This is a genomic window from Pseudoalteromonas sp. CH_XMU1449-3 (genome assembly GCF_037027245.1).
Taxonomy (GTDB): Bacteria; Pseudomonadota; Gammaproteobacteria; order Enterobacterales; family Alteromonadaceae; genus Pseudoalteromonas; species Pseudoalteromonas shioyasakiensis.
The window spans coordinates 194,749-221,469 of record NZ_JAYMDY010000002.1 but is presented as its reverse complement, the minus strand read 5'-3'; the positions used below and the strand labels follow the sequence as shown (position 1 = coordinate 221,469).

Annotated in this window: 18 protein-coding genes and 1 pseudogene; 13 read left to right on the top strand and 6 right to left on the bottom strand. The window is 41.0% G+C overall.

Going from position 1 to position 26,721, the window contains the following annotated elements; translation table 11 throughout:
* Positions 1-187: 187 nt before the first annotated feature.
* Positions 188-382, top strand: coding sequence for a hypothetical protein (locus WA256_RS03505; RefSeq protein ID WP_058586342.1), 195 nt, complete (start codon positions 188-190; stop codon positions 380-382).
* On the opposite strand, the gene WA256_RS03500 is transcribed toward WA256_RS03505, so the two are convergent.
* Positions 379-2,493, bottom strand: a complete 2,115-nt coding sequence (locus WA256_RS03500; protein ID WP_425272501.1) for a sensor domain-containing protein — start codon at positions 2,491-2,493, stop codon at positions 379-381. The genes WA256_RS03505 and WA256_RS03500 overlap by 4 nt on opposite strands.
* Positions 2,494-2,669: 176 nt before the next feature.
* A complete protein-coding gene (locus WA256_RS03495; RefSeq protein ID WP_062566837.1) occupies positions 2,670-5,390 on the bottom strand; it encodes an insulinase family protein in 2,721 nt (906 codons plus the stop codon).
* A gap of 195 nt (positions 5,391-5,585) precedes the next feature.
* Between WA256_RS03495 and sixA the strand changes: the two genes are divergently transcribed.
* The 6 genes from sixA (at position 5,586) to WA256_RS03465 (ending at position 13,223) form a co-directional block, all read left to right on the top strand.
* Positions 5,586-6,062, top strand: a complete 477-nt coding sequence (gene sixA, locus WA256_RS03490) for a phosphohistidine phosphatase SixA (protein ID WP_054562123.1) — start codon at positions 5,586-5,588, stop codon at positions 6,060-6,062.
* Between the two features lie 49 nt (positions 6,063-6,111).
* Positions 6,112-6,462 (top strand): RidA family protein, encoded by a 351-nt coding sequence (locus tag WA256_RS03485; RefSeq protein WP_054562122.1) that lies wholly within the window; start codon positions 6,112-6,114, stop codon positions 6,460-6,462.
* Positions 6,446-6,922: an ASCH domain-containing protein gene (locus WA256_RS03480; protein WP_269408063.1), complete on the top strand. Its 477-nt coding sequence runs from the start codon at positions 6,446-6,448 to the stop codon at positions 6,920-6,922. Before WA256_RS03485 ends, WA256_RS03480 begins: the two co-directional genes overlap by 17 nt.
* On the top strand, positions 6,919-7,653 hold the full coding sequence (locus WA256_RS03475) for an SDR family oxidoreductase (protein WP_063530245.1): 735 nt from the start codon (positions 6,919-6,921) through the stop codon (positions 7,651-7,653). The genes WA256_RS03480 and WA256_RS03475 overlap by 4 nt, the downstream gene beginning before the upstream one ends.
* A 77-nt stretch (positions 7,654-7,730) precedes the next feature.
* Positions 7,731-9,977 carry an NAD-binding protein gene (locus WA256_RS03470; RefSeq protein ID WP_335989033.1) on the top strand — a complete coding sequence of 749 codons (2,247 nt, stop codon included), beginning with the start codon at positions 7,731-7,733 and terminating at the stop codon, positions 9,975-9,977.
* A gap of 3 nt (positions 9,978-9,980) precedes the next feature.
* A complete protein-coding gene (locus WA256_RS03465; RefSeq protein ID WP_335989031.1) occupies positions 9,981-13,223 on the top strand; it encodes a toll/interleukin-1 receptor domain-containing protein in 3,243 nt (1,080 codons plus the stop codon).
* Here the strand turns inward: WA256_RS03465 and WA256_RS03460 are convergent.
* A complete protein-coding gene (locus WA256_RS03460) occupies positions 13,215-14,135 on the bottom strand; it encodes an AEC family transporter (RefSeq protein WP_335989030.1) in 921 nt (306 codons plus the stop codon). The genes WA256_RS03465 and WA256_RS03460 overlap by 9 nt on opposite strands.
* A gap of 24 nt (positions 14,136-14,159) precedes the next feature.
* Positions 14,160-14,717 (bottom strand): endonuclease SmrB, encoded by a 558-nt coding sequence (smrB, locus tag WA256_RS03455; protein WP_054562116.1) that lies wholly within the window; start codon positions 14,715-14,717, stop codon positions 14,160-14,162.
* Positions 14,718-14,818: 101 nt separating this feature from the next.
* Here smrB and prmB point away from each other — a divergent pair, with 101 nt between their 5' ends.
* Entirely contained in the window at positions 14,819-15,754 is a 936-nt protein-coding gene (gene prmB / locus WA256_RS03450) for a 50S ribosomal protein L3 N(5)-glutamine methyltransferase (protein WP_054562115.1), read from the top strand.
* A gap of 65 nt (positions 15,755-15,819) precedes the next feature.
* Positions 15,820-16,917, top strand: a complete 1,098-nt coding sequence (gene aroC / locus WA256_RS03445) for a chorismate synthase (protein WP_335989025.1) — start codon at positions 15,820-15,822, stop codon at positions 16,915-16,917.
* A gap of 68 nt (positions 16,918-16,985) precedes the next feature.
* On the opposite strand, the gene WA256_RS03440 is transcribed toward aroC, so the two are convergent.
* On the bottom strand, positions 16,986-18,992 hold the full coding sequence (locus WA256_RS03440) for a fused MFS/spermidine synthase (RefSeq protein WP_335989023.1): 2,007 nt from the start codon (positions 18,990-18,992) through the stop codon (positions 16,986-16,988).
* A gap of 130 nt (positions 18,993-19,122) precedes the next feature.
* Here WA256_RS03440 and WA256_RS03435 point away from each other — a divergent pair, with 130 nt between their 5' ends.
* Positions 19,123-21,126: a winged helix-turn-helix domain-containing protein gene (locus WA256_RS03435; protein WP_335989021.1), complete on the top strand. Its 2,004-nt coding sequence runs from the start codon at positions 19,123-19,125 to the stop codon at positions 21,124-21,126.
* A gap of 13 nt (positions 21,127-21,139) precedes the next feature.
* Here the strand turns inward: WA256_RS03435 and WA256_RS03430 are convergent, their stop codons facing one another.
* Positions 21,140-21,979: a LysR family transcriptional regulator gene (locus tag WA256_RS03430; RefSeq protein ID WP_335989019.1), complete on the bottom strand. Its 840-nt coding sequence runs from the start codon at positions 21,977-21,979 to the stop codon at positions 21,140-21,142.
* 101 nt (positions 21,980-22,080) lie between these two features.
* On the opposite strand from WA256_RS03430, the gene WA256_RS03425 reads away from it, so the two are divergent.
* From WA256_RS03425 to WA256_RS03415, 3 genes and pseudogenes are all read left to right on the top strand, one after another.
* On the top strand, positions 22,081-22,731 hold the full coding sequence (locus tag WA256_RS03425; RefSeq protein ID WP_335989017.1) for a glutathione S-transferase family protein: 651 nt from the start codon (positions 22,081-22,083) through the stop codon (positions 22,729-22,731).
* Positions 22,732-22,905: 174 nt separating this feature from the next.
* The gene (locus WA256_RS03420) at positions 22,906-24,069 is read left to right on the top strand and encodes a GGDEF domain-containing protein (RefSeq protein WP_335989015.1); all 1,164 of its coding nucleotides are present in this window, start codon (positions 22,906-22,908) and stop codon (positions 24,067-24,069) included.
* 944 nt (positions 24,070-25,013) lie between these two features.
* A pseudogene (locus tag WA256_RS03415) lies at positions 25,014-26,606 on the top strand (HD-GYP domain-containing protein); the annotation flags it as partial.
* Positions 26,607-26,721: the final 115 nt, after the last annotated feature.

Genomic DNA, 26,721 nt, shown 5'->3' with positions numbered 1-26,721 from the left:
TGTGCAAATTGCACGTACCGATAATAGCAGTGAGGCTGGTTTTTGTACATCATTTCAACAGCCTAGAAAGTAAGGTTAACTACCATAAAGGTCAGTATAAATAAGCCTTATAGAGGGTATAGCATGAGTGAAGTTTTAAAGTTTGCTGAAATTATGTACACTGCCGCAGATTTTAATGAGGTGCTGTGTGTTATTTGTATTTTTGAGCTGTGTATTTATTTTGGTGATGTATTTAGAGTCTCTATCTAAAGGAATGCCGGTAAAGCGTTGGATGCTGTTAGGTGGAGTGCTTGGGCCTGTCGCTTGGTGTTTATTTAACGTGCATTATCGCCGCGCTTTTGTGCGCCATGTTGGCCGCCAATCTTGTGGCTGGCGACCTTAAATTTCTGCTGTTTTTAACAGGCTAGGCGCAGATTTATCGAGTTGTTTTTGTAGGAAGGCGGTAAATTCAGGCTGCGACAGTGGCTTAGAGTAATAGTAGCCTTGAACCGTTTGACATTTTAACTGCTCTAACATCACAACCTGTTCGGCTTGTTCAACTCCTTCTGCAACCACATGCAAATCAAGGTTATGGGCAATGGTCACAATTGAGTCAACCATATTACGGCCACGCTCTGATTGCATATCATCAATAAAGGCTTTATCAACTTTTAAGGTATTAAGCGGGAACTGCTTAAGATAGGCTAATGAAGAGTAGCCCGTGCCAAAGTCATCCATTGCAAGGTGAATACCACGAGCACTGAGTGAACGCATTACTGCAATTGCTTCGTTAGGGTCGTCCATAACCGTACCTTCGGTGATCTCAAGTTCAAGGAAGTAAGAGGGCAGTTCATTCTTTTGCAAAATCACATCAATACGGGTGGTTAAATCAGGTAAGCTAAACTGCTTAGCTGATAAGTTCACAGCAACACGACCGTTGAATAAGCCTTGATCTATCCATGCTTTTACATCGCGGCATGCTTTGTTTAAAACAACTTCACCAATTTCGATAATTTGCCCAGTTTCTTCAGCGATAGGAATAAACACTCCTGGGCTGATCACACCTTTTTTCGGGGTAATAAAGCGCACAAGTGCTTCCATACCATCGAGTTTACCTGTACGAATATTCATCTTCGGTTGGTAATACACTTCAAAGTGATCTTCTTTTAGGCCGTAACGCATTAAGTTTTCGATTTGTAAGCGTTTAACTGCTTCACGGTTCATTGTGTCGTTGAAAAACAGATAGCTATTGCCTTTTTTCTTTGCGTGATACATAGCTGTATCCGCATTTTTAAGTAATAGCTCTGGGGTATTGCCATCTTCAGGAAACAGCACGATACCGACACTTGAGGTGATCACCAGTTCATGACCCGCCATATTAAAAGGCGTGGCAATTGCAGCTAAAAAGAGTTTAGCCATGCGAGTGATAGTATGAATATCGTTGGTGCCCGACATTACCAGTGCAAACTCATCACCGCCTAGGCGATAAAACACATCTTTTTCGCGGGTTAATTTATTCAAACGCATCGCAAGCTTAGATAGCAAGCTATCACCAAGTTGGTGACCCAGAGAGTCATTAATCTTTTTAAAGTTATCTAGGTCAAACACTAATAAAGCATGATGGTTATCTTGCTTAGCGAGCTTTTTCAGGTTAGTGAAAAATAAGTTTCGGTTAGGTAAGCCTGTTGTGCGGTCGCGGTTCGATAAATTATGTAATTGCGATTCGGCTTTTTTACGCTCAGTTTGATCTGAAAACACAACGACATAGTTACATATTTGGTTGTGCTCATTTTTGATTTCATCAATTGAAATTTCAATCGGTAACAGCTGCCTTTTCGCATTGCGAAGTTTAACCTCTTGCTGCCAATGTTCCGTGGCTTTTACGGTGGCTTTAATTTCATCCACATAGCTTTGGTCATAGCCATTCAAGGTAAAATCTTTCTTTAAATATTGCTCTCGAGTACCACCAAATAGCGTTAAGAAGCTTGGGTTTAAGTCAACCAACTTAAAGTTTTTATCGAAAATGGCGATGGCGTCAGTTAGCGACTCAACGCATTTAGCGAATAGGTTTAAACGGGCTTCTGTTGATTTAAGCTGAGAAATATCTCTTACAGTGCCAGTCATACGCAAAGGGTTGAGGTTTGCGTCTTTTTCGATGATCTTGCCGCGATCTAGTACCCAATGCCAACGACCGAGGCTGTCTTTAATCCGGTAACTTGCTTCAAAAAAGGCGGTGTGTTCGGCAAAGTGTTTTTTTAGGGCTGTTTCAACGTGTTGTAAGTCGTGTGGGTGAATCAATTCGCGGTTAGGGGGAAAGCCGCTGCTACTGTTAGTATCTGAGGTGTATTTATCATTAATTCGCAGCACTTCTCCGGATTTAATATTCCAATCCCAGAGGGTATCGCCACTGCCTTCTACGGTACTTTTTAAGCGATGTTCTGAAATACGCAGTTGTTTTCGAGAGCGCTTTAATTTGAAAATTATAAATAATAGGTACGGCAATAACAGCATCATAATAGCACTTGGAATAAGCAGCAATGTGCTCTGTTCAAGCTCTATTGGGCTGGCGGATGCTGAAAAAATCCCAGCCATACTTATTGTTAAAAAAGCAGAAATCATTTTTATTATTTTTATCATTAATGCATTACCGTAATTCGCACCAATTAATCTAATCTAAGCTCGCGTTCGAGTCAAAGAGAATGCGAAGAAAGGCTTGCTTTTGGCTGTTTTTTAGCCTTTGGCTCACTTAAAAGTTCTATTCTTGGCCTGTTTTCACTGAACGTTTCGGTAATATACTGCTGCATTTGAGTAAGGCTTAACTTATCAAGTGCCTCTAAAAGCTGTTGTTGCATATTAAATTCAGTATCGCGATTACCAATAGCTAACCATAGGCGCTGTGAGCGTAAGCGTAAATTTTTATCTTTCTCAGCAATGTGTGTAACAAGACCTGCTTTGGTATCGAGCCATTGCTGCTCAGAAATGTTGTTTACTTGTGCCACATAATTATTAATAAATTGCTGGTGACGCTGAAGTATCTCATCAGCACTATGCATAGGTGACTGCACGTAAAAAGCAATACCTGCACGGGTATTAAAAGGAGCATAGCCCGCACCAACTAAGTAGCCGAGCTGTTGCTTGGTTCTTAACTCATTAAAATAATCTTGGTTTATTAAATGATTAAGTACCATCATTTGCACCTTTTCGGTAGTGTCATCCGTTTGTGCTTGATAGTACAGCACCATCGCATGATCGCTACAATTTAACGTGAAGCGCTGTTGATCTACTTCGGTTATATCGTTTAGCGGTCGCGTTAAATCAATAATTGTGGTGCTGCCGGCTAGGTGCTCTGTCACTTGCTTTTGGAACTTAAGCGCATCAGAGCGTTGCCAGTTACCATGTAAAAAAGACTCAACGTGCAAGGCTTTAAAAAACTCATTTCTAAAGCAATTAAATTGATGGAAGCTCGTATCTTTTAAAGCTTGTGCTAAGGCATTAGGCTCTGGGTTCCAAGGCATGATTTGCGCACCCAAAATACTAAATAGCTCACTAACAGGTTTGTTTTGATTGCTGTTTCGCCAGTGTCTAACGAGCTGCTTTTTATATTCAGCAAAGCGTTTTGCGCAGATTTCAACATTAAAGAGTGCTTCAAGTAACTCATTAACCAGCTCTAACTGACTCGAGGAAAGACCCGCAGTATGTAGGGTTAAGCCACCTTGGTGCGAGGTTAAGTGATAACTAAGACCAGCCAATTCTGCTGGATAAAATTGCTCAGCAACACTGTCCATAAACAGGTCTGCAAATAAGCGGGTAAGGGCCATGTGTTTAACATCTTTAATTGCAAAGGTTGAGTCCATTGCTAAGTAAAAATGCCCTTTAGCTACTCTGAAAGTCGCGTCTTGCTTAAACCAAAAATCAAAGCCGTCTCGTGTGACTAAAAGCTCAGGTGATTTATTTGGCTCGTCTAATGGTAATAGTTCAACATCTTTTGTGAGGTATGGGTTAGCACTTGGTAAGCACATCTGTGGTAATGGCGTGTTTATTTCACTAAGCGCTTCTAACCAACTTGCTGAGATGTCTTCTACTTTATATGGGGTGTTGTACCAAGCTGTAGTGTGCTCAGGCTCAACACCTGGATGAATGAGTACCAAGCGCATGTTATCAGGTGTTAGCCATTGCATGGCAATTTCATGAGCGCAGCGGTTAAAGCCTTCCATTAAATAATCGCCTTGCACATAGTTGGCTTCATCGTAATGCTGCATATTAATGCTTAAGTTACTAACCCAATCAATTAAACGTGCTTTTTCTTGGTTATCAAAGGCAATTTGCAAGAGGTTCTTTTTGTCTTGATAAAGGCGCGGCAATTTATCGCAGTTTTGGTTAATCAAGCAGATATACTCAAACACCATTTCGACGATATCTTCATAGTATTCAATACCTTCATCAGTCAACGCCATGCTTACGTTAAAATCTTTGAAGTTACTGCCATTAATGCCACCACCTGCTGAGAGGGCATTGATCCAGCCTTGCTCTTTTAGAATAGAGTACAGCGAACCTTTGCCTTCGTAGCCAAGTAAGTGAGCGATAAAACTAACGGTTTTGTGACGGTAAAAGTCATCAATATTTGGCATCGCAAAGCTAATAATGAGCTTTTGCATATGTTTATGTGGCTCAATATGCAGCACCTTACCTAAGTCTTGTTTACGGTAAAGTGGCTGCTCTATGATCTCTTTACTTTTTGGCTGACCTTTAATTTCGCTAAATAACTGTTTTACCCAGGTGGTCATGGTCGCAATATCTTCATTGCTACATATCACCAGTGTCATCCACTGAGCCTGATAGTGGCTATCGAAAAAAGCACGTAGCTCATCACTGATACAGCCCTCACGATCCGCGAGGGTTTGCTGGTTCCCGACCGAAAACTTTGCAAAAGGGTGCGCTGGGTTAACCGTTTCTTTATGAGCCTGATAAATACGGCGGCCGTCATCTTTTATTTTTAGCTTAAATTCTGCGTCTATGGCGTTACGTTCTTTTGTTGTCTCTTTAGGATTTAAGAGTGGGGCAATAAAAAAACGACTGAATTGTGCCAGTGCCTCAGCAAACTGTTGGTTATTAATATCAAAGAAGTAGCAAGTGTGCTCAGTGCCAGTCCAGGCATTGGTGTTGCCACCAGATTGCGATACAAAATTAGAAAATCCGCCCGATTCTGGGTACAGGTCAGTGCCTAAAAAAAGCATATGCTCTAAAAAGTGCGCGAGACCTTGCCTATCAAGGGGGTCATCGAAATGGCCTGCGTTAATAGCCATAGAAGCCGCTGATTTTGTTGACTCTAAGTCTTGCACTAAAAGTACTTTTAGACCATTGTCCAGTGTTAGGGGTTGATATGTTCTGTTATCATTGCGGCTGATATTCAAAAGATGCTCCTGAAAGAGTGCGTTAATGTCCTAACAACAGATGATATTTTCAGGAAAGCTAAAAAAGACAGAGCTACGAAAATCTACCTGAATATCATAAGCGGATGTTTAATGTATCTAGTGATGATATTCTAATATAGCGAACAATCAAGCAAACTGGCTACTGTTTTATATTCTTTAATCGGTTGATTTTTTATGAAAACAATCTTAATCATGCGCCATGGCGAAGCTACGCCAATGCAAGCAGATGATGCAGCAAGACAACTGACCGAGACCGGTCACCAAGAAGCCAGTCGAATGGGGCAGTGGTTAGCAACACACCATAAACCTGATGCTCTGTTGGTAAGTCCTTACATTCGCGCACAACAAACTGCTTTGGATGCGACGCAACATATTTCGTTACAATTTAACGAAACCTGCAGTGATATTACCCCCGATGGTGTACCGCAAATTGCTGCTGATTACCTAGAAACCTTGATTGCTATGCACCCAGACTGCAATACCTGGTTGGTCGTTGCCCATATGCCAATTGTTAGCTACTTAGTTGACCAGTTAAGCCCTGGCCATATGCCAATCTTTAATACAGGGGCGGTTGCTGTTATCGAATATGATGAACACAAACAGCGCAGTCAGTACCTCAGTATTCACTCGCCAAATAACGTCGAAATCTAACAGTGGATTTGCTAAATTAGCGCCACTGTTAATTTTTTAAGTTCTTACTATGACAATCGAACGTTTACAAACCGGTGCGCGTATGAGCCGCATCGTTAAGCATAACGGCACAGTATACCTATGCGGCCAAGTTTGTGCTGATGCCGAAAAAGATATCACCGAACAAACTCAAACCATGCTAGATAAGGTCGAAGCGCTGCTTATTGAAGCAGGTAGTAGCAAAGAGCACATGCTAAGTGCCACAATTTACCTGAAGAGCATGGAATACTTTGCACAGATGAACGCTGTTTGGGATGCATGGGTGCCACAGGGTCATGCACCAGCTCGCGCTTGTGTTGAGGCAAAAATGGCGCGCGATGCATTATTAGTTGAGATTTCTGTCGTTGCAGCCGTTAAGTAACGAGCAGCGTATCGCGCAGATGATTGCTCGCTTTAATGAGCAATCAGGGCGCGAAGTGATTGAACTGCCACATTGGCATTTTTGCGACAATGAGCAAGATGCCAATGACTGCGCATTGCTGGTTTTAAATGGCGTAAAACAAGCAACAACCCCTTCACTTTATTGGTTTAAAGCCAATAATGAAGCCCTTCCTGAAGTTGGTGATTTAGCCATTTTTACCAATTGGCAGGGACAGCCTCTCGGCATTATTGAAACAGTCTCTGTAACTATCACCCCATATAATCAAATAAGCACCGATTACGCCGCATTAGAAGGCGAGGGCGACAAAAGCCTTGAGTACTGGCAGCGTGTGCATTGGGATTATTACCAGCGAGAGCTCGCGGACACAGAGTATCAATGTCACCCTGAGATGCCGTTGGTGTGTGAGCAGTTTAGGTTAGTTTTCAAGGAGTCAGAATGAACACGAATCCAGTGGTTCTTATTACCGGAGGAGGCCGCGGTATAGGTGCAGCGACAGCAAAACTGTTTGCTAAACATGGCTATGATGTATGTATTAACTATAAGTCTGATCACGCAAGTGCAGAGCAGGTCGCTGATGAGATAAATGCGCTTGGCGTGAATGCCTATTTGTTACAAGCTGATATTGCCGATGAGCAGCAAGTGCTCGCTATGTTCGCTAAATTAGATGCTAAGGTTTCGCGGTTAGATGTATTAGTTAATAACGCAGCGATGATGATGCCGCAAATGCCGTTATTAGAGATGGATGCTAAGCGTATCAACGCTATTTTAAGTTGTAATGTTACAGGCGCCTTTCTGTGCGCGCGAGAAGCTATAAAGCGTATGGACAAAGGCAGTATTGTGAATGTTTCATCAGGTGCTTCACGCACAGGCTCGCCAAATGAATATTTAGATTATGCCGCATCCAAAGGAGCACTTGATACCTTCACGATTGGCCTTGCCAAAGAAGTGGCGAGTAAAGGTATTCGAGTTAATGGGATAAGGCCAGGCCTTATTTATACCGATATGCACCGCGATGGCGGTGAGGCAAACCGAGTCGATAGGTTAAAATCTAAGTTGCCGCTGGGGCGTGGTGGTGAGGCAGAAGAGGTCGCTTCAGCAATTTACTTTTTGGCAAGTGAGCAAGCCTCATTCACAACGGGCAGTTTTATAGACGTATCGGGTGGGCTTTAGTAAGCCTCGCTGGTGGTAACTGCGTTGAGGGGTTATTATTTCCTAATATAAACTATAAAAATAACCCAAGGTAGCCCATGGATTCACAAAAGAAATCGACTTTATTTCTGTTCGGCTTATTTATGTTCATTATGTTGGTGGGGCTGTTTGGTGTATCGCAAACAACACGCTGGAGTGAACCTTTAGCTAACAATATATATGCAATTGCGGGCCTGTTTGCTTTTAGTGGTGATTGGACACAAGAGCTTTATAAAACCAATCAAATGAACCCTTTCATTGAATTTGCTCGATTTGCAGCCCCCTTAACGACAGCATTAATTTTCTTTTATCTAATTTTTGATGGTGCAAAGCAGCTCATTGTATATTTACTGAGGCCTCGCTCTGATTTTCAGCTTGTTATTGGTTTGGGAAATAAAGGTTCTGCCATTGCTCTATCTGCATTGGCTGCGAATAAATCAGTTATAGCAATCGAAAGTAACCCTGAAAATAGTCATATTGCCTTACTGAAACAAAAAGGTGCGATTGTGCATGTTGGTGATATTAATCAATCAGTTGCTGATAAGCTTCATTTACAGCATGCTGAGGCGGTATTTTTCTGTTGTGGCGATGATAGCCATAACATTACTATTGCACAGCAAGTACTTACTAACTTACCCAACTTGAAAGCGCCCGTTTTTGTACATCTGCATAGTCGGGTATTAGCGGATCAACTTAAACAACTCCCTCGATTTATTGAAAATACCAGCACTGAATTACGCTTTTGGCGTAAAAGCCAGTTACTAGCAGAGCAGCTTTTCGCCAAGCATTCGCCGTTACCACTGCTTAATATTCAAGGAAAAGACCAAGTTCATTTGGTTATTTTTGGTAGTAATGACGCGGCGTTAGATTTAGCAAGAACTTATGCGAAAAGTGCTATCTACAGTAGTTTAAAGCCGGTAAAAATTACTTTAATCACTACCGAATCTAATGCAGAGTTGAGTGCAGAGCTTACAGCTATTGACGCTGCCGCTGAGCTTAATGTTATTAATAAGCAAATTCATGAATTACTCGCAGATAATAAACTGCTGCTCGATATCATTTCTAATGCAACGCAAATTTATATTTTCGATACACAGCAATTAAACTGTTTCTCAATCGCTTTGACACTTCGCAATAAGATGCTAGTTGAATGCTTATTTATGGCACCCATTTACTACGCGACTAGCTACACCGAATTTAGTGAACAACAACAAGCTAAAACAAGGCAAGTACCTGATAACTTGGTGGCTTTTAATGATAACAGTAAAGATATCAATATTAGCGCAGTGACTCAGCCTCGTGGCTCAGTGTTAGCTAAGCGAGCTCACGAACAAAGCTATCAAGCAAATCAAGCTAATGTTACTTCATGGCAAGATCTACCTTATAGTTTAAAGGAAGCCAATAGAGCTTTTGCGCTGAGTTGGCGTGAAAAACTGACGATGGTAAATGCACGTTTTAGCAGCCACTCAAACAGCATTGAATTATCAGATAACGAGCTCAATGTGATGTCGTCGATGGAGCATGCTCGCTGGTGCGCTGAGCGTAAAATTGATGGCTGGCAGTTTTCTAGTACTCGCTCAAATATTGCAAAACGACATACACTGATAAAACCTTGGCATGATTTAACACAACAACAGCAGCAAGGTAATAGTGATTTTTTTGCCTCAGCTGTTAACGATTTACTGTTACTGGCAAAAGATACAACGCAACCTTTTGGCATTGAAAAAGTGGTCACCGTGGCAGTCACAGGCCATCGCTTCACAAACCTTGAAAGCCAGCAACATGACACGTTGGTTCGAGACATTGATCAGCAGTTAGATGCGATTAAGCAGGCTCATCCAAATTGTCATTTTCAGTTTGTTTCTGGTCTTGCTGAAGGAGCTGATAGATTAGTGATAGAGCGAGCGCTAACCCATTTAGACGCTAGTTTTATTGCTCTACTGCCCATGGCTTACGAACTGTATAAATTGGATTTTAGTAAACAAGATAGTGAGTTTGAACAGTTGCTCGCCAAAGCACAGTGGTTTGCAGAAATTCCCCCTGTTTATCGAAGTTTAGCCGAGATGGAAGATACAGCTAATGAGTCTCGTGCTTTGCAATATGCCTCTTTAGCAGCGCACTTAGTTGCTATGGCCGACGAGCTAATCGCAGTGTGGGATTCTCAACCTAGCAGAGGAATTGGCGGTACAGCTGATGTTGTAAATTGGTGGCAGCATGGTGTGCCAGAACAGTTTAAGTGCCGTTACCCGTTTACTAGTCAGCGCCCTAATGGTGAAGTGCGTATTGTAGACTTTAAGAGAGATTAGCTAATGAGTGAGAAGTTAGTTAAGCATCAATACTTGGCGTTTATCTCATATCGTCACGCTGATAATAAGCAAACTGGACGGCAGTGGGCAACTTGGTTGCACCAAGCAATCGAAACCTATGAAATCCCGAAAGATTTAGTGGGTCAAAAAAATGCCCGTGGCGAGTTGATCCCAGAGCGTATTTTCCCTATTTTTCGTGATGAAGAAGAGCTCCCAGCCGATGCTGATCTTGGCAATGCAATTACACGTGCACTAGATAATACTCAACTGCTTATCGTGCTATGTTCACCTAATGCTGTGGCATCTACTTATGTTGCAGATGAAATCGATTACTTCAAAAAGTTAGGCCGAAGCGATCAAATTATTGCCGCAATGATTGACGGTGAACCAAATGCAAGCTGGGATAAAACAAAGCAATCGCAAGGGGTTGCGCCAGAGGATGAATGTTTTCCAAAGCCCTTACAATATGCTTACGACGCACAGGGTAACCCAACAACGCAATTAGCTGAGCCTCTAGCGGCTGATTTTCGGGTTAATCATGATGGCAAGCTTGAACAAGGCTGGACCTCAATTGAAGCATATAAACAGTATTTAAAATCGCGCACTGAATTTTCAAGCCAAGATTTAGCTCGATATGTTGAGCAATACCAAGCTCAACAAAAATTGATGCTGTTAAAAATTATCGCAGGCATTTTAGGTGTGCCACTCGGAGCATTAACTAAGCGCGATCAAGCTTATCAATTAGAACTTGCTAAGCAAAAGGCAAAGCGTTTGCGCCAATGGTTAAGTGCCGTCGCTATGCTAGCTGTTATTGCAGTGGTTGCGGGTGTTTTTGCTTATATTAAACAGCAACAAGCCATTAAAAATGAACAGCTTGCGCAACAGCAAACTAAAATAGCAACTGAGCAGCGTGATGCTTCATTGTTAAATCAAAGTCGCTTTTTGCTTGATAGAGCCCGTCAAGCAAACGATGATGGAGAGCATGATACTGCGTTGCTATTAGGCCTCAATGCACTACCCGGTTTATATGGGGGAGAGCGTCCAATGCCCGGTGGAATAGGGCAATTGCGTCGGGCGATTTATGCCAATAACAAACACTTTTATTATCAAGCACAAGAAAAAATTGAACAGTACCAATATGTTGAAAATGAGCAGCTGTTTGTACTTTCAAATGGCAAAGTTAAGCGTTTATCAATAACAGATAGTGACGAAGATAAACTGCTTAAAACTGAACAGTTTGTTCAAGGTTTTAGTTTAAGCCGTGATAACAAACAACTTGCTATAGCGACTCGTGAGGGCGAAGTCAGTGTTTGGGATAGTGATACCTTAACCAAACAACAAAGCACCGAAATTAAAGCCGAGATAAAAAACCTAGTATTTAGTCCTGATAACAAAATCCTTTATATGAGCAGTCATTTTGACCGGCTCATTGCTTGGGATGTCACTAATAATGAGCTTTTATACGATGTTAAACATTCTCAACAATACGGCTTGGTAGACATTCAAATTAGCCCAAATGGTCACTATATTTTAACGACTCCTGAGCTCGTGGGGCCACTTAAACTCTTCAACGCTCAAAATGGAAATGAAATACGCTCATTGGATTTAGCTTATGATTTTACAGCTAAAAATAGCTTGGCTCGACAAACAGGCTTTACCAATGATAGCCAAGGCTTAGTTATTTACGATCTAAATGGTACCCGTGTTGAAGCAGTTGAAAGTGGCGAGCAACAAGGAGTTACTCCGCATATTCATACCTTGATGAGTAAAAATGGAGAATACGTTTATGCAATGGCCACTGTTAACCAAGTACAATCGACAACCGAAAATGCTGATTTTATTCGTAGTTTAGAAAAGGCTCCGACACTTTGGAATATCAAAACAAATCAAGGTAGTCAGCTTAGCCATTTTTCAAATGTTGAAGATGGCGCATTTACACCAGACGGTAAGCTTTTGATCACATTAGCGTATAAAAATGTGCGTGTGTGGGATGTCGCAACTGCTATTGAAGTTAATAACTTTAAAATTAATCAGCGCACAAAGCTTGTTTTAACAAATAGTGAGTTGGTTAACGCCTCGAGTGATGACAAAAGTATTTCAATTTGGTCATTACTGAAAAATAGCCCGAGCATAGCACTTAGCGAAAAAATTAATTTATGGGGCGCTGAATTTAGCACTGACGGGCACACTCTGGCAGCACAGAGCCTTGATAATAAAAACCAGCTTTATATGTTTAATAGCTTGAGTGGTGAGCTTGTTCGACGCATAGATTTGTGTGAACGACATCGTGTTAATATCGCCGATGTAGCCAATGCAAAACGCTTTATAAGTGTGGAATGTGGTTATGGCAATCACCAAGTATTTGATCTAGAAAAGAACAGCTTAATTGAGTTTGGTGACAAATATGATTCGGCTTCGGTTTCATTATTAAATGAAGCACAGCAGTTTGTTTTATTTATTGAAGATTCTTGGAACAAAAAAGCGCTTTACTCCGTTGACTTGATGAGCGAACAAAGCATCGCCGAAATCCCCCTTAGTGAAGATACCATCATGACCGAGCCTAGGCTGAGTGCTGATGGGCGTTATTTATTGCTAGGTAATAATAAAAAAGGGGTGATGCTTTATGATTTACAAGCGAAAAAGCCGCAGTTTAATACAACTAAAATAGCCCGAGTTCTTGATGCCTACTTTGTGTCACAAGCAAACCGTTTGGTAATAAAAGCAGCCAAGCGTAAAGTGGGTATCTTGGATTTGCAAACCGGTGAGGTTTTAAAACAACTGACCTTCCAGTCTGATATTGCAGACCTACTTGTTAAGGGGAGTGAGCTGGTTATTGGATTAAAAGACAAAGCTGTTGTGGTTGTTGACACTGTTAGCTTGCAAGAACTTTATCGATTTAACACCACTGAAGAAGCTGGGGATTTAAGCTTATCAGCATCAGCAGAATATTTAATAATTAACCAAGGTAAGCCTAGTATTTATCATCTTGACACGGGTCAGCTGTTTTATCAGGTTGATGATTATCAACAGCAACAAATAGCGTTTGATGAGCATGCTGACCGCTTAATTATATTAGCTAATCAAGGCAAGCTGTTTAGCTTACCCGCATTGAGTCGTGAAATTAATGATGCTGCGAAAAATGCATTGCCAAAACGACGCAACTGCTTAACGCAAAAACAGCGTGAAGATAACTTTATTTCGCCATTAAATGTTCAGCAAAAACAAGCGCGAAGATGTTTAAAGTAAAATACTTAACCAGATGCTAAAGCTCGCTACACTCAATACAGTTGAAAGCACGACGCTACTTGCCAGTGTCGCTTGGTGTTGCTTAATTTGATTGGCGATTAGATAAGCGTTGACCCCTAAAGGAGAGGCGCTTAAAAGTACTAACACGTTCAGTAATGATTGCTCTAGGTTGAATACGCTGCCTGCAAAAAAGTAGACCCCGCACGGTAATACAACTAGCTTGATGATGGTTGCAATAAGAGAGGCTTGTAAGTTGTCGGCCACTTTATAAAACGCAAGGTTCGCCCCTAATACAAATAACGCACAGGCAATGGCAGGTTTGGCAAGTAGACTCAGGCCATTTGCTAAATTATCAAAAAGTGTAAAGCCAAGTAGGTTAACAGCCAAGCCGCTACTGATGCTTAACACGACTGGATTCAGCAGCATGTTTTTAGCAAATGCTCGCCAAGAGAATGTTTGCTGCGACTTAGCACTGAGCAAAAAGGTAAGGGTAAACAAAAGTGCGCTATGAAAAGTGATGATCATAAACACAATGCCGACCATCTGTTGCCCAAGTGCAGCAATAATAATAGGTAAACCTACCAGTACTGTATTTGAGTAACTACTGCCAAGGGCAAATACAGCATGACGTGACGGCGCAGAGTGCTTGCTAATGAGATAGCGGTCAAGAACATAGCCGAGGGCGTAAATGGCCAATACTGGAATGTAAAAGCTCAAAAAGCCTGCAATAGACACACTATTTTGTAAATTGGCTTGGGCCATATTTAAAAAAAGAAAAGCAGGCACACTGATATAAAAAGTAAACTTACTTAAACCTGCTATATGCTCTTTCGATAAAAACGTGCTTCGCGAGCTGATGTAACCACTTAACACGATAAAAATCAGTGGAAAGATAATCGAAAAAATATGCACTTTAGGCCTTATGATAAAAAGACGTTAGCGTCTGAACTCATCACTTTGTGGAAGATTAATTAAAATAAGTACTGCACCTTTACCACCAAATTCAAGAGGCGCTTGGTGCATAGCAATTACATCAGGGTGTTGAACTAAATATTGCGGTACCTTGTGTTTAAGTATGCGCTCACCAATTCCATGCACAACACAAGCGCAATAGTAATGCTGTTTTTTACACTCATGAATTAAACCCGCCAACTCATCTTTGGCTAATTCTTTATTTAAGCCATGTAAATCAAGGGTTAAATCTGGTGGGTAATCTCCACGGCGAAGTTGTTTTGCTAAAAAGCTATCGTGACCTGGTTTGACATAACTTACGGTGCCATGAGTGTCGATGTCTGGTACATATTCATCAGAAAAGAAAAATTCTGCCTGATGTTGCTTTTTTTGCTGGGAAAATTGCTTCGCTTGTGACACTTTAGGCTTATTGGTGAATCGAATAGTGTCTTGTTTAAATGCTTTGGCACCACTGATACTCTGACGAAATAAGTCAATATCGTCAGTGCTAATGTGGTTGTTGGCGTGGGGATCTTTTTTCATGGCGGCAGTCTAAACAAAAAAACGCTAAAAATCGAGTAAAAACCAACTGAAAAGACGGTACAATACGCGTCAGAACAGACTTTGAAAGTTAAGGAACATACATGAACCATTTCCAGATAGAAGACGCAATTTTAGACGAGGCAATTGCAGAACTTTCAACGTTGCATGATTGGTTACGTTGGACAACCAGTCAATTTGCCAGCAGTGGTATTTTCTTTGGGCACGGCACAGATAATGCGTGGGATGAAGCAGTTAGCTTACTATTACCAGCATTAAGCTTGCCAATCGACGCGCCAAAAGAGCTAATGCATGCGCGCTTAACCAGCACCGAGAAAAACCGCTTAGCTGAACTAATTGCAGAGCGTATTAATGATTGTACGCCAGTACCGTACCTGACCAACACCGCGTGGTTTGCAGGTATGCCTTTTTATGTTGATGAGCGCGTGTTAATTCCACGTTCGCCATTTGCAGAGTTAATTAATAATCGCTTTGCACCTTGGTTGGAAGAGCCAAGCTCAGTAACGCGCATTCTTGATTTATGTACCGGCTCTGCATGTATCGCTATTGCACTTGCACAAGCATTTGAAGATGCACAGGTTGATGCGGTTGATATTTCATATGAAGCGCTCGAAGTTGCTGATATTAATATTAGCGATTACATGCTAAATGACCGTGTACTGCCAATTCAGTCAGACGTGTTTAGTGGTGTTCCAGGTCAAAAATATGACCTGATCGTAGCTAATCCACCGTATGTTGATGCTGAAGATATGGCTGATTTACCACGTGAATTCCATCACGAGCCAGAGCTTGGTTTAGCATCGGGTCATGATGGTCTTGATGTTACTCGTACCATCTTAGCTGAAGCTGCAGAGCATCTAACTGATAACGGTTTGTTATTTGTCGAAGTTGGTAACTCTATGGTACATATGGAAGAGCTGTACCCAGGCGCACCATTTGAATGGGTTGAATTCGAACAAGGTGGCCTTGGTGTGTTTGTGATCAGCAAACAGCAGCTTGTTAACTATTTCGAAGATTAACAGCAGATTTTAAAAGCCGAGCCTGAGGGCTCGGTCTCAGTAGTCATTAGGAATGAGGAAAATTAATGGCAGGTAATAGCATCGGGCAACTATTTAAAGTGTCCACCTTTGGTGAGAGCCACGGCGTTGCATTAGGCGGCGTTGTTGATGGCACACCAGCAGGTCTTGAAATTAGCGAGGCCGATTTACAAATAGATTTAGACCGTCGTAAGCCGGGGCAAAGTCGCTATACAACACAGCGCCGCGAAAGTGACGAAGTAAAAATTCTTTCTGGTGTTTTCGAAGGTAAAACCACAGGTACTAGCATAGGTTTACTGATTGAAAACACCGATCAACGTTCAAAAGATTACGGCAAAATTGCCGATGTATTTCGTCCGGGTCATGGTGATTATACCTATTGGCATAAGTACGGTATCCGTGATTATCGGGGTGGTGGTCGCTCTTCTGCCCGTGAAACGGCGATTCGTGTAGCCGCTGGTGCAATTGCAAAAAAATACCTAAAACAATTTCATGATATTGAAGTACGTGCTTGTTTGAGCCAGCTTGGGCCAATTAAAGCTGAAGATTACAACTGGGATGAAGTGGAAAACAATGCATTTTTCTTCCCTGATCCGAGTAAATTAGATGCGCTTGATGAATACATGCGCGACCTAAAAAAACAAGGTGATTCGGTAGGCGCTAAAGTTAAAGTGGTTGCTAAAAATGTACCTGTTGGTCTTGGTGAGCCAGTATTTGATCGCCTAGATGCAGAGCTTGCACACTCATTAATGAGCATTAATGCGGTAAAAGGCGTTGAGATTGGTGATGGCTTTGATGTGGTTGAGCAAAAAGGCTCTGAGCACCGTGATGAGTTAACTCCTGATGGTTTTACATCTAATCACGCGGGCGGTGTACTTGCGGGTATCTCGACAGGGCAAGATATCATTGCTTCTATCGCACTTAAGCCAACCTCAAGCATAACCATTCCAGGTAACAGCATTAATACTAGCAACGAAGCGGTAGAGATGATCACCAAAGGACGTCATGACCCCTGTGTGGGAATTCGTGCCATTCCTATTGCTGAGGCGATGATGGCGATTACCTTAATGGATCACTTATTGCGCCAACGTGGTCAAAACCCACATGTAAGCCACGAACATGGACCAATAAAAGGTTCGATTTAAGCGCAGTCTTAAATAAAGTAAAAGCAGTTAATGAGCGCGATGATTATCATCGCGCTTTTTTATGCCTGTTAGAATTTTAATAATGGGAGTAGGCTGTGTTTGCTATCAGTCCACATTGCCAGCTCGCTATGTGGGTAGCGTTTAATAGGCGACAAATCACTGATAGATACACGATTTAAAAAAGCCTGATTATCAGTTAGCACCACCCAGTCTGAGCCTATGTCTGATGGGCTATGGCCTTGATAGCTAAACTTTAACATTGCCTTATTAAAATATTGGCTATGTGCCTGTAATACAGGCAGTAAGTCGATATGATTATTTGAGATATGCACAATCAATACGCCATTTTCATTGAGCCTTTGCCAATAAAGTGACATTGCTTCTTGGGTTAGCAAATGTGCAGGAATTACATCACTGGTAAATGCATCAATAATTAAGACATCAAATACTTCGTTCGCATTATTTTTTAGCGCAATACGACCATCCCCTAAGCTGACTGTGAGCTTGGCTTCACTGTTTTCTAAATATGAGAAATAACGCTTTGCCATCTCGTACACAGCAGGGTTTAACTCAAAAAAGTGAATACTATCCTGTTGGTCTGCAAACCGAGCTAAAACGCCTGCACCCAAACCAATCACGCCAATGTTTAGTGCGCTGTTTTGCTTTAGTATGGCAAGTGATTTAGCGACACCAGTATGCTGGTGGTAATAACTTTGCTCAAACTGTTGGTTTGGATTTAGTGGCTCTGAGCCATGAATCGTGGTGCCGTCAATTAAGCGCCTTTCTTTTATTGATTGAGTGTTTATATCTTTTACCGCTAAATAGCCATAAAAATTGCGGCTAGTGGCAATGTTATATTGGTTAAAGTTTACCGCTAAAAAACAATAGCATGCTAACCAAGTAACTGAGCTGGTCATGAGAGTGAATTTGAGCTGGTTTGTCTTTGTTTTAGCTTTTGTTTGGTAGTAACACACAAAACTAAAGATAACCGCTAATGTAAGTAAATACTCGTCAATCTGGACAAATAGCAATGGGGCAACGAGCGTACTGAAAAGCGAACCTAACACACCGCCAAGGGCGATATAAAAATAAAAAACGGTAAATTGCTCGTTTTCAGGGGCTTTGTTTCTCAGCTCACCATGACAGACCATACCGGCGGTTAATAGAATAAAGCTGTAAACTATAAGCTGGGCTAGGGCATTGAATAAGCTGCCAAAATAAAACATCAGCAGGCCTGCAAAAGCCGAAAATATAAACGCATATGCCCACACATGTCGCTGATAATTTACTTTGTTGGCAAACGTGTAACTAAAGGTGAGCAAGTAAATTACAAGAGGTAACGACCAAAGTAATGGCATGGGTGGAATATTAGTGCTGATCATATGCGTGGTAGATACCAACATGGCCGAGCTTAAGGCACTTAATAAAAGCCATTGACCTTTACCTTTTAATAGCGTGATATGCCTAGTCTGAATAGATGCTCTTGATAAATCGGGTGCTTTTTTTAGTAAAAATATTACAAGAAGTGCTAATAACAAGCAGTAGCTGATGAGTCCAAATAGCCAGTAAGTAGTTTGCTGCTCTAAAGAAAATAGTAATTCATAAACGAGTGGGTAGCTCATTAACGCCATTAAAGAACCCAAGTTTGAGATGGAATACCAATGGTAAGGCACCTGTGCTGAAGCAGTTTGCACATACCATCTTTGTAAAAGAACGCTGGTAGCGCTCAGTAGAATAAATATTGGACCAATTTCTATAAATAAATTAACAAACACCGCAAGCGTAGGCGGCCAATTTGTGAGATTTGGGGCTGCAAATTCTGTCACAACAATGAGTGTGGCAAAGCTGACTAAAACTATATGGGTGACTACCTGCAACTTAATATGAAAGCGACCCATACCATGCGCATAGAAATAGCCAATAAGTAACATGACTTGATAAAACACTAAACTTGCTGACCAGATAGAAGCACCACCACCAAATTGCGGTAGAAGTTGCTTTGAAAGCATCGGCTGAATTTGAAAAATTAAAAAAGCACTGATGAAAATAGTGAGCGTTGATAAATATTTATACATTGTTTTTATTACCTATTTTGAGATAGCAAAAACAATCCAATAGCCAGAGCAAAGTGACAATGGAGTAACGCTTGAGTTTCTCTTAAGAAAACCTTAATCTTTGATTCGTAAATATTTATTGGAGAAGTAAGTGGCGCGTTATCGAATCGGCAAATTTGCAATTGATGAGAGTCGATGTTTAATTTCATCGCAAGATTATGAGCAAATAGTCGAGCCAAAGGTCATGGATGTATTACATACCCTTTATTTGAATAAAGGTGAAGTTGTAAGCCAAGAAGTAATCTTTGCAAAAGTGTGGCCTAATGCTACCTACAACCCAAGTTCTGTACAGCGTTGTATCGCATTGCTACGAAAAGCACTCCAAGAAGATGCCAAAAATCCGCAGTATATAATTACACATCCTAAGCGCGGTTATAGCCTTGAAAAAGTAACACAGGGGCAAAGCAAAAAACTAAAATCGCAACATCTTGGGTTGCTGTTTGTTTTACTAGTAAGCCTTATCGCTATTGCGTGGCAACTAGTCCCTAAGCAACAAGATAATGCTTACTTTACCCAACTGATGCCACTCACTTCGAGTGAACTAAATGAAGCTAATTTGTCACTTTCACATAGTGGTAAGTACCTTGCTTTTGTTCGAGGTAATAAAGGAAGTCAGCAGATTTGGATTAAAGAGCTTGCGACTGAGCGAGAGGTGAGGCTAACTGAAGACGCAGCAAGCTACTACGCTTTGGGGTGGTCTAACTCCGATAATGCGATTGCGTTTGTGAAAAGCGCAGAGCAGAAACAATATCTGAACACATTAAGCATTGATTTATCGAAATTTCAGCCATTAGAACAAGCGACGGTGAGTGTTTTAAATGACACCGTTGTAACCAGTCACCACATCGATTGGTATGCTGATAAGCTGCTCTATTACATAGAAAAAGATAAACTAAACAACGATACTCGACTCGTTTCACTTAACTTAGAATCTAAACAAAAGGAACATTTACTAGCTGCTACACAGCAAGATTGGTTACTTGTTAATGCGTTATCGAAAGATGGTAGTAAAGTCGCAATGGGAATTGAAGCGGGGCAAAACAAATACCGTATTGATGTACTCGACCTTGCCAGTAAAAAAATACAAACTATTGCTATCATAGAAAACGGTATTCAAGGGTTAAGTTGGCACCCGAACAATCAAGCGCTATTGATAAGTCAACGAAATCAGCTTATTAATCTAGAGCTAGATGGTGAGCTTCAGCTAATTTCATTTAATAATTATCAAATAATTCGTGATGCCCAGTACACACCAGACGCTGAAGCCATTTTGATGGAGTTAGTGAATGTTGATGTAGATATTGTTAGCCAAACACGCGCCACCCCTGACAAATTGACCAAACTCGTTGATACCTCATCAATCGACTTTCTACCCGTGTTTTCGCCAGACTCAACGAAATTTGTTTTTGAGTCACATCGTTTTGGATTAAAACAATTATTTTTATACGATAATGGCAAGCAAACGCGCATTTTTGCTAATCCTGATAACCATGAGTTATTTGGCATTGTTTGGGGCCAGGACGCACGACAGGTGTACACCGCAAGTAAAGATACATTGTTTAAAATTGATTTAAGCAGTGGCACTTATGAAACAATTCCTCACGGCAATCATTCTTTCTATTTGAGAGAAATGTATCACAATCAAGACGCGATTTTAGTTTCGTATCGAGCAGAGGATGGACAGACGTTTCATCCGGCTAAATTCGATTTAACAAGCCTAACTTTGACACCTTTCACAGGCTCAGGGAAACGTTTAAGCTGCTATGGCATGGATTTAGATGAGCAAGACCAGATCTATTTTTCAAATAGCAACGAAGTGTTTCGAGTTAATAGCCGAGGAGATATTGAGACTGTTTGGCAAGCTGCTAACAATGACATCATTGGTATATCTGTAAGTAACCAGCAATTAGCGGTCACTATGGAGCATGCTGATACCATTAATTTCCAACGTATTGATTTGGCAACCGCTGCAACAGAAAGTTGGCAATTAACTCTACCTAAGCAACATATGCTGATCAACAGTGCCCATGATTTAACAGAGTTTTTATACCTTACAGAGCCTAATAGAACTCGTAAGTTAGTAAAGCTTCTTTAGCTTGATATGTTTTTTACGTCTTAATCAACTCCACAAGCTGTTTAAGCTGTTCATGACTGAGAGGGTTGTGGGCATGATTACCGTAAAGCAGCACGATATCAATGACAGGCAATACCGGAAGTGAGCTATCGCAGATCTCTTCCACACCCGATTGCATGCTTATTCGTGCCATACTGCCAATTGCCAGTCCTTGTTTAATCAAGCCATGTAACGCTCCCGCTGAGCCACAACAGGCAATAATATTAAAACGACGCTCGGCTTTTAATAAACCCTCAATACTGGCTTGGTGAAACTTACAGTCTCGTTGAAACAAGGCGATAGGAAGTGGGGTTGAATCGTTAATCTCAAAAGCAGGGCTTTTCACCCACACGCCTTGGCTTGATTGCAATAAGTAGCCTTCTTCGCTGTCTGGCGAGCGAGTGGCAATCACCAAATCGAGCATACCTTGGTCTAGTTTGGCTCTAAGCTCAGTACTAGGGGCGCAGCTTATTTGTAAATCCAGTGCATTAAACTGTTGGTGTAAAGCATCAACAAGCTCTGGTAGTAAAGAGTGGGCATAGTCGTCAGGGCAGCCAATGCGCACACGTAAATTGCCAGTGCCTGCTTTTAATTGCTTAAAGGCTTCATCATGAAGCGCTATCAATTGCTTTGCATAGCTTGCTAGCTGGTGGCCTTGATGGGTTAGCACCAGTTGACGACCTTGCTTTTCAAATAGCGGGCTTGCGAGGTCTTGTTCAAGCTTTTTCATTTGCATACTGACCGCAGATTGGGTTCTGCAAATTTGTGCTGCAGCGCGGGTGAAACTGCCTGTATCAACAAAGGCACAAAAAGTTCTGAGGGCATCAATATCCATAATGTATCAGCTTTTCTTATAGGTAGCATAAAAACAATTGGCGAGTAATTACCCAATTGCTGTTTTATAGTGAGCCTAATCTAAACGTTAAAGGAAGCACAATGCAATTATTTATTGGTAATAAAAATTACTCAACTTGGTCATTGCGGGCCTGGTATTTACTGAGTAAATTCAATATTTCTTTTACAGAGCAACAATTAATATTAGATACGTCTGAATTTTATGAAGCATTAAAAAGTAAGTTTCCAGTGCAAAAAGTGCCGGCCCTTATTGATGCTGAGTTAACCGTATGGGATTCACTCGCTATTTGTGAATACATCAATGATGCTTATCTAAATGGTGCTGCTTGGCCTAGTGAAATAGCTCAAAGAGCAAGAGCGCGCAGTCTAGCGGCTGAGATGCACTCTGGTTTTGCTGCACTTCGTAATGAAATGCCAATGAATATCCGCGCTAAAAGGCATGTTGAATTATCAGAGCAAGCTAAAAAAGACATTGCGCGTATCGATGAAATATTTTCTGCTCAGCAGCAAAGTTACCCTAACGCATGGTTATTTGGTGAGTTCTCTATTGTTGATGCGATGTTTGCACCTGTGGTGCTGCGCTTTAAAACCTATCAGGTGGAGCTTTCGCATGCTGCACAAGCTTATTGTCAGCACGTACTTAGTTGCCCAGTAATGCAAAGCTGGATCAGCGAAGCCCTTAAAGAAACCGATATTGTAGACTGTGATGAAGCAGGTGAAGAAATCAACTAACTGAAATTTAGAATATTTTCCTATTTAATTTATTGTCTACTATACTTTTATTTGGGGGGGGGTGTCGTATTTTTATACAAAAATACTAGTTTAATTAGTGAGCATACACTCTATACTAGAGTAGTTGCTCTTTAATCGAACACCCCCACACTTCCTTTTGTAGTAGGCATTTTTATGGGCGCTTTTGCACCAAAATTATTTAATCAAGATATGACGATAGAGCGCTATGCCTGTCAATTTAAGTCGCTGCAGGTAGAGCAAATATTTTTACAAAGTAAATTCGCGCAAGATAAAAAGATAGCGCAGTTTTTGTGCTGCATAATTGCATTAGTTACAACGCTTGTAACCTTCTTCGATAAGATGATTATTCAAGCTTCATATTGGCCAGATATTGCTCTAACAGGCAGAACAATTATGGTTTCAGTATGTGTTTTGAGTGCATTTGGTCTGAGTTATATTAAAACAATCCAGTTATTTCGATTGGTAATATCTGTATTTATGCTTTTCTTATTTTTGAATATGCAGTTTATGGCTATTACTTATGAACGTTTTTACATTCTGCATATGTTTTTTGATGTGATCATTTTGATCACTTTTTATTTTTCGACCCTAGTATCAATTAAGTTATCGGTATTTTTAAGTATTTCATATAGTGCCCTTGCTATCTCTGTTATCTATTTTAATAAAGACATCTCTAGCCACTCCCTTTATATGGTTATTTTAGCGCATGTTGCGGCCAACTTAGCAGGCATGATCATGGCTGCTCATGAGCATCTTATCCGTAGGGAGCTGTTTGTAAGAAATACTCAGCTTGCGCAACTTGCTCACGAAATGAAAACCCAAGCACTCAAAGACTCACTCACTCAACTGCCTAACCGCCGCGCTTTTGATAATGCTTTCCCAGAGTACCAAAGGCTCACTCAGCAGCAACAAGGTGAGTCAAAACAGGTCTGTGTTATTTTGGCTGATATTGATTATTTTAAACGTGTGAATGATACCCACGGCCACGAGGTGGGGGATGTTGTATTACAACGTTTTTCTGCTTTTTTAACTCACTCACTACGTACCTCTGATGATGTGTATCGCTTTGGCGGAGAGGAGTTTGTAATTGTACTACCACTATGCTCTGTGCCAGATGCAACGGTTATTATTAATAGTATGATCTCAAGGTTGAATAGTGAAATGTGCGAAGTTGGTGAGTTATCTTTACCAATTCGCGCAAGTTTTGGTTTAACTGTGATGAGAGAAGAGGAGCAAAAATCAGTTATCTCAAGAGCTGATGCTGCACTTTATCAGGCTAAAGATGCAGGACGTAATCAATTAGTTATTAAACTTTAATTGCTTAATTATGCGTTAAAACATGTACCTTATAATCATTTCGGTATAATCTTTAATCATATTATTTTCTTATATTAGCAAGCAAGGAGTCGCGAATGCTAACACGCCACGATAAAGGGTATAAAATTTCAATTAGAGCCAGTGTCTTGCTGGTATTTGCCCTTGCAAGTTTACTCACAGGCGTGGTGGCGATTAGTTTGCATTATTACTTTAGTGAAAAGCTGATACTGCAAACTAAATCAGAACAATTTAAACAAACTAGCCAGCAAATAGCTGATCACATCACCCGAATCAATCATCGTGCCGACAATACCTTAAGCGTGATGATCCACGACACGCGATTATTTTCGAATAGCCAAGATAATAAAGAGATTTTACAGCATGTATTGCTCGAAATTTTAACGCGCCATCCAGACTTTTATTCGCTTATTCTTGGTCATGCTAATGGCGACTTATTACAGGTTATTAATTTAAAAGGCTATGCCAAGCTTCCTTCATCGTTTCAACTTGATGAAGACGATCATTGGCTGGTGTATCAAATTACAGGGCAGGGCAGCGATCGTAAGCAAGTAACCACGTATTTAGACGAGTCGCTCAACGTTCGTAAAAGAGACATTAAAGCGACAGATTACGACCCGCGCACCCGTGTTTGGTTTCAGGATGCAACCAGTACTTCGGTGACGAAAACTGAGCAGTATGTGTTTAACGTATTTGATGTACCAGGTTATACCTATGCAATTAAATCAGCGCAAACAGGCGATGTATTAGCGATTGATATTGCCAGTGCAAGTTTGAATCATTTTTTAACCGCGCAACAAACTAAAATGAAGCACTTGGTTGAAAGTGAAATGTATGTTTATCGGGGTAATGGCGAAATTATTGCGAGCAGTAAAAATCAAAGCCATCAGCATAGTTTTGCTGACTTATCTCAGTTGGTTAAATTAGATGAGCAGCAATCTGGGCTTGCTAATAAAGCGCATCAATTTGGTAAAATGCTAAGCGTCCATGAAAAGGGCATAGAAAAGTATATGTTTGTGCTGCCTCTGCCGCTCAGTAGCGATATGCAATCTGATGAAGTGGATTATTTTACCGTACTGGTATCTAAAGATGACGTGTTAGCGGTAATTAAAGAAAAAATACGCATTTCAATTTTAGTCACGGGCTTATTTTTACTTTTGCTGCTGCCCGTTTCTTGGTTTTTTGCCTCTTCAATCGTTAACCCAATACTTAAACTAGTGGGTGAGAACAAAAAAATTCAACAGCGCGATTACAATGAGGTATCAACGCTTTCGAGCCATATTTTAGAAATTCATTATTTAGCTAGTTCGATGGTCGATATGAGTCGCTCCATTGAGCAACATGAAAATTCACAAAAAGCGTTGATGGAGTCCTTTGTTGAGCTTATTGCGCAAGCCATTGATGATAAATCACCCTATACGGCAGGGCATTGTGAGCGGGTGCCAGAGCTGGGTATTTGGCTTGCAGATGCCGCATCAGGTTCAACAGATGAGGCGTTTTCTGAGTTCAGCTTTAAAACCCCGGATGAGCGACGCGAGTTTCGTTTAGCAGCGTGGTTACACGATTGCGGTAAAATCACCACACCAGAGCATATCGTTGATAAAGGCACTAAGCTCGAAACCATTTATAACCGTATTCATGAAGTACGCACCCGGTTTGAAGTGCTGCTGCGTGATGCAAAAATTGCTTACTATGAGCAACTATTAGCGCACCCAGAGCAGCAATCTGTGCTTAAGCAAAAGCTTGAGCAACAAACTGAAAAGTTACACGCAGACTTTAGCTTTATTGCTGCCTGTAATGTTGGTGGTGAGTTTATGGATGAAGCGCAGCTGTCTCGTTTACATGAGGTTGCTAGCATTAAGTGGCAGCGCCATTTTGACGCAAGTTTAGGTTTATCACCCCTTGAAGAAATGCGTATGGTTGATTTGAAGAGTCAGCATTTACCTGTCGAAGAGTCACTGCTAAGCGATAAGCCAAGTGATTTAATTCCACACGAAAAAGCCGTTGAGTACCCAGATAGTTTGGGCATTAATATGGTCATTCCTGAGTATAAATATAACCTTGGCGAAGTGTATAACTTGTCGGTGGCGCGGGGCACGTTAACAGCGGAAGACCGATTTAAGATCAATGAGCATGTGATCAGCACAATTCGTATGCTTGGTAGTGTGCCATTCCCTAAAGAATTAGCGAAAGTTCCGCGTTATGCATCAACCCACCATGAAACCTTAAAAGGCACCGGTTATCCACGAAAATTAACCGCTGAGCAGTTATCAATACCTGAACGTGTGTTAGTACTTGCTGACATCTTCGAAGCATTAACCGCGGCAGATAGACCTTATAAAAAAGCGAAACCTTTAAGTGTTGCTGTTGATATTTTAGCGAAAATGGTCGATGACGATCACATTGACCGTGACGTATTTGAGCTCTTTTTAACTTCAGGCATATACCTAAAATATGCAAAACAGTTTTTACATGAGTCGCAAATCGATTCGGTCGATATTCAAAAATATCTAAGATAATTATTTGCTTATGCTTTAGGCTAATATTGCAGTGTTTTTGTTTGTAATACAAAGTTATTGGTGTATAAAGATTATACAAGCTAATATTATTTACGAACAAAGCATTGCAAGGAGA

Coding starts and splice junctions, on each gene's coding strand:
- WA256_RS03420 (WP_335989015.1), top strand. CDS start 22,906: ATGGGCGCTTTTGCACCAAAATTATTTAATCAAGATATGACGATAGAG.
- WA256_RS03425 (WP_335989017.1), top strand. CDS start 22,081: ATGCAATTATTTATTGGTAATAAAAATTACTCAACTTGGTCATTGCGG.
- WA256_RS03440 (WP_335989023.1), bottom strand. CDS start 18,992: ATGTATAAATATTTATCAACGCTCACTATTTTCATCAGTGCTTTTTTA.
- sixA (WP_054562123.1), top strand. CDS start 5,586: ATGAAAACAATCTTAATCATGCGCCATGGCGAAGCTACGCCAATGCAA.
- prmB (WP_054562115.1), top strand. CDS start 14,819: ATGAACCATTTCCAGATAGAAGACGCAATTTTAGACGAGGCAATTGCA.
- aroC (WP_335989025.1), top strand. CDS start 15,820: ATGGCAGGTAATAGCATCGGGCAACTATTTAAAGTGTCCACCTTTGGT.
- WA256_RS03470 (WP_335989033.1), top strand. CDS start 7,731: ATGGATTCACAAAAGAAATCGACTTTATTTCTGTTCGGCTTATTTATG.
- WA256_RS03430 (WP_335989019.1), bottom strand. CDS start 21,979: ATGGATATTGATGCCCTCAGAACTTTTTGTGCCTTTGTTGATACAGGC.
- WA256_RS03465 (WP_335989031.1), top strand. CDS start 9,981: ATGAGTGAGAAGTTAGTTAAGCATCAATACTTGGCGTTTATCTCATAT.
- WA256_RS03485 (WP_054562122.1), top strand. CDS start 6,112: ATGACAATCGAACGTTTACAAACCGGTGCGCGTATGAGCCGCATCGTT.
- smrB (WP_054562116.1), bottom strand. CDS start 14,717: ATGAAAAAAGATCCCCACGCCAACAACCACATTAGCACTGACGATATT.
- WA256_RS03475 (WP_063530245.1), top strand. CDS start 6,919: ATGAACACGAATCCAGTGGTTCTTATTACCGGAGGAGGCCGCGGTATA.
- WA256_RS03500 (WP_425272501.1), bottom strand. CDS start 2,493: ATGATGCTGTTATTGCCGTACCTATTATTTATAATTTTCAAATTAAAG.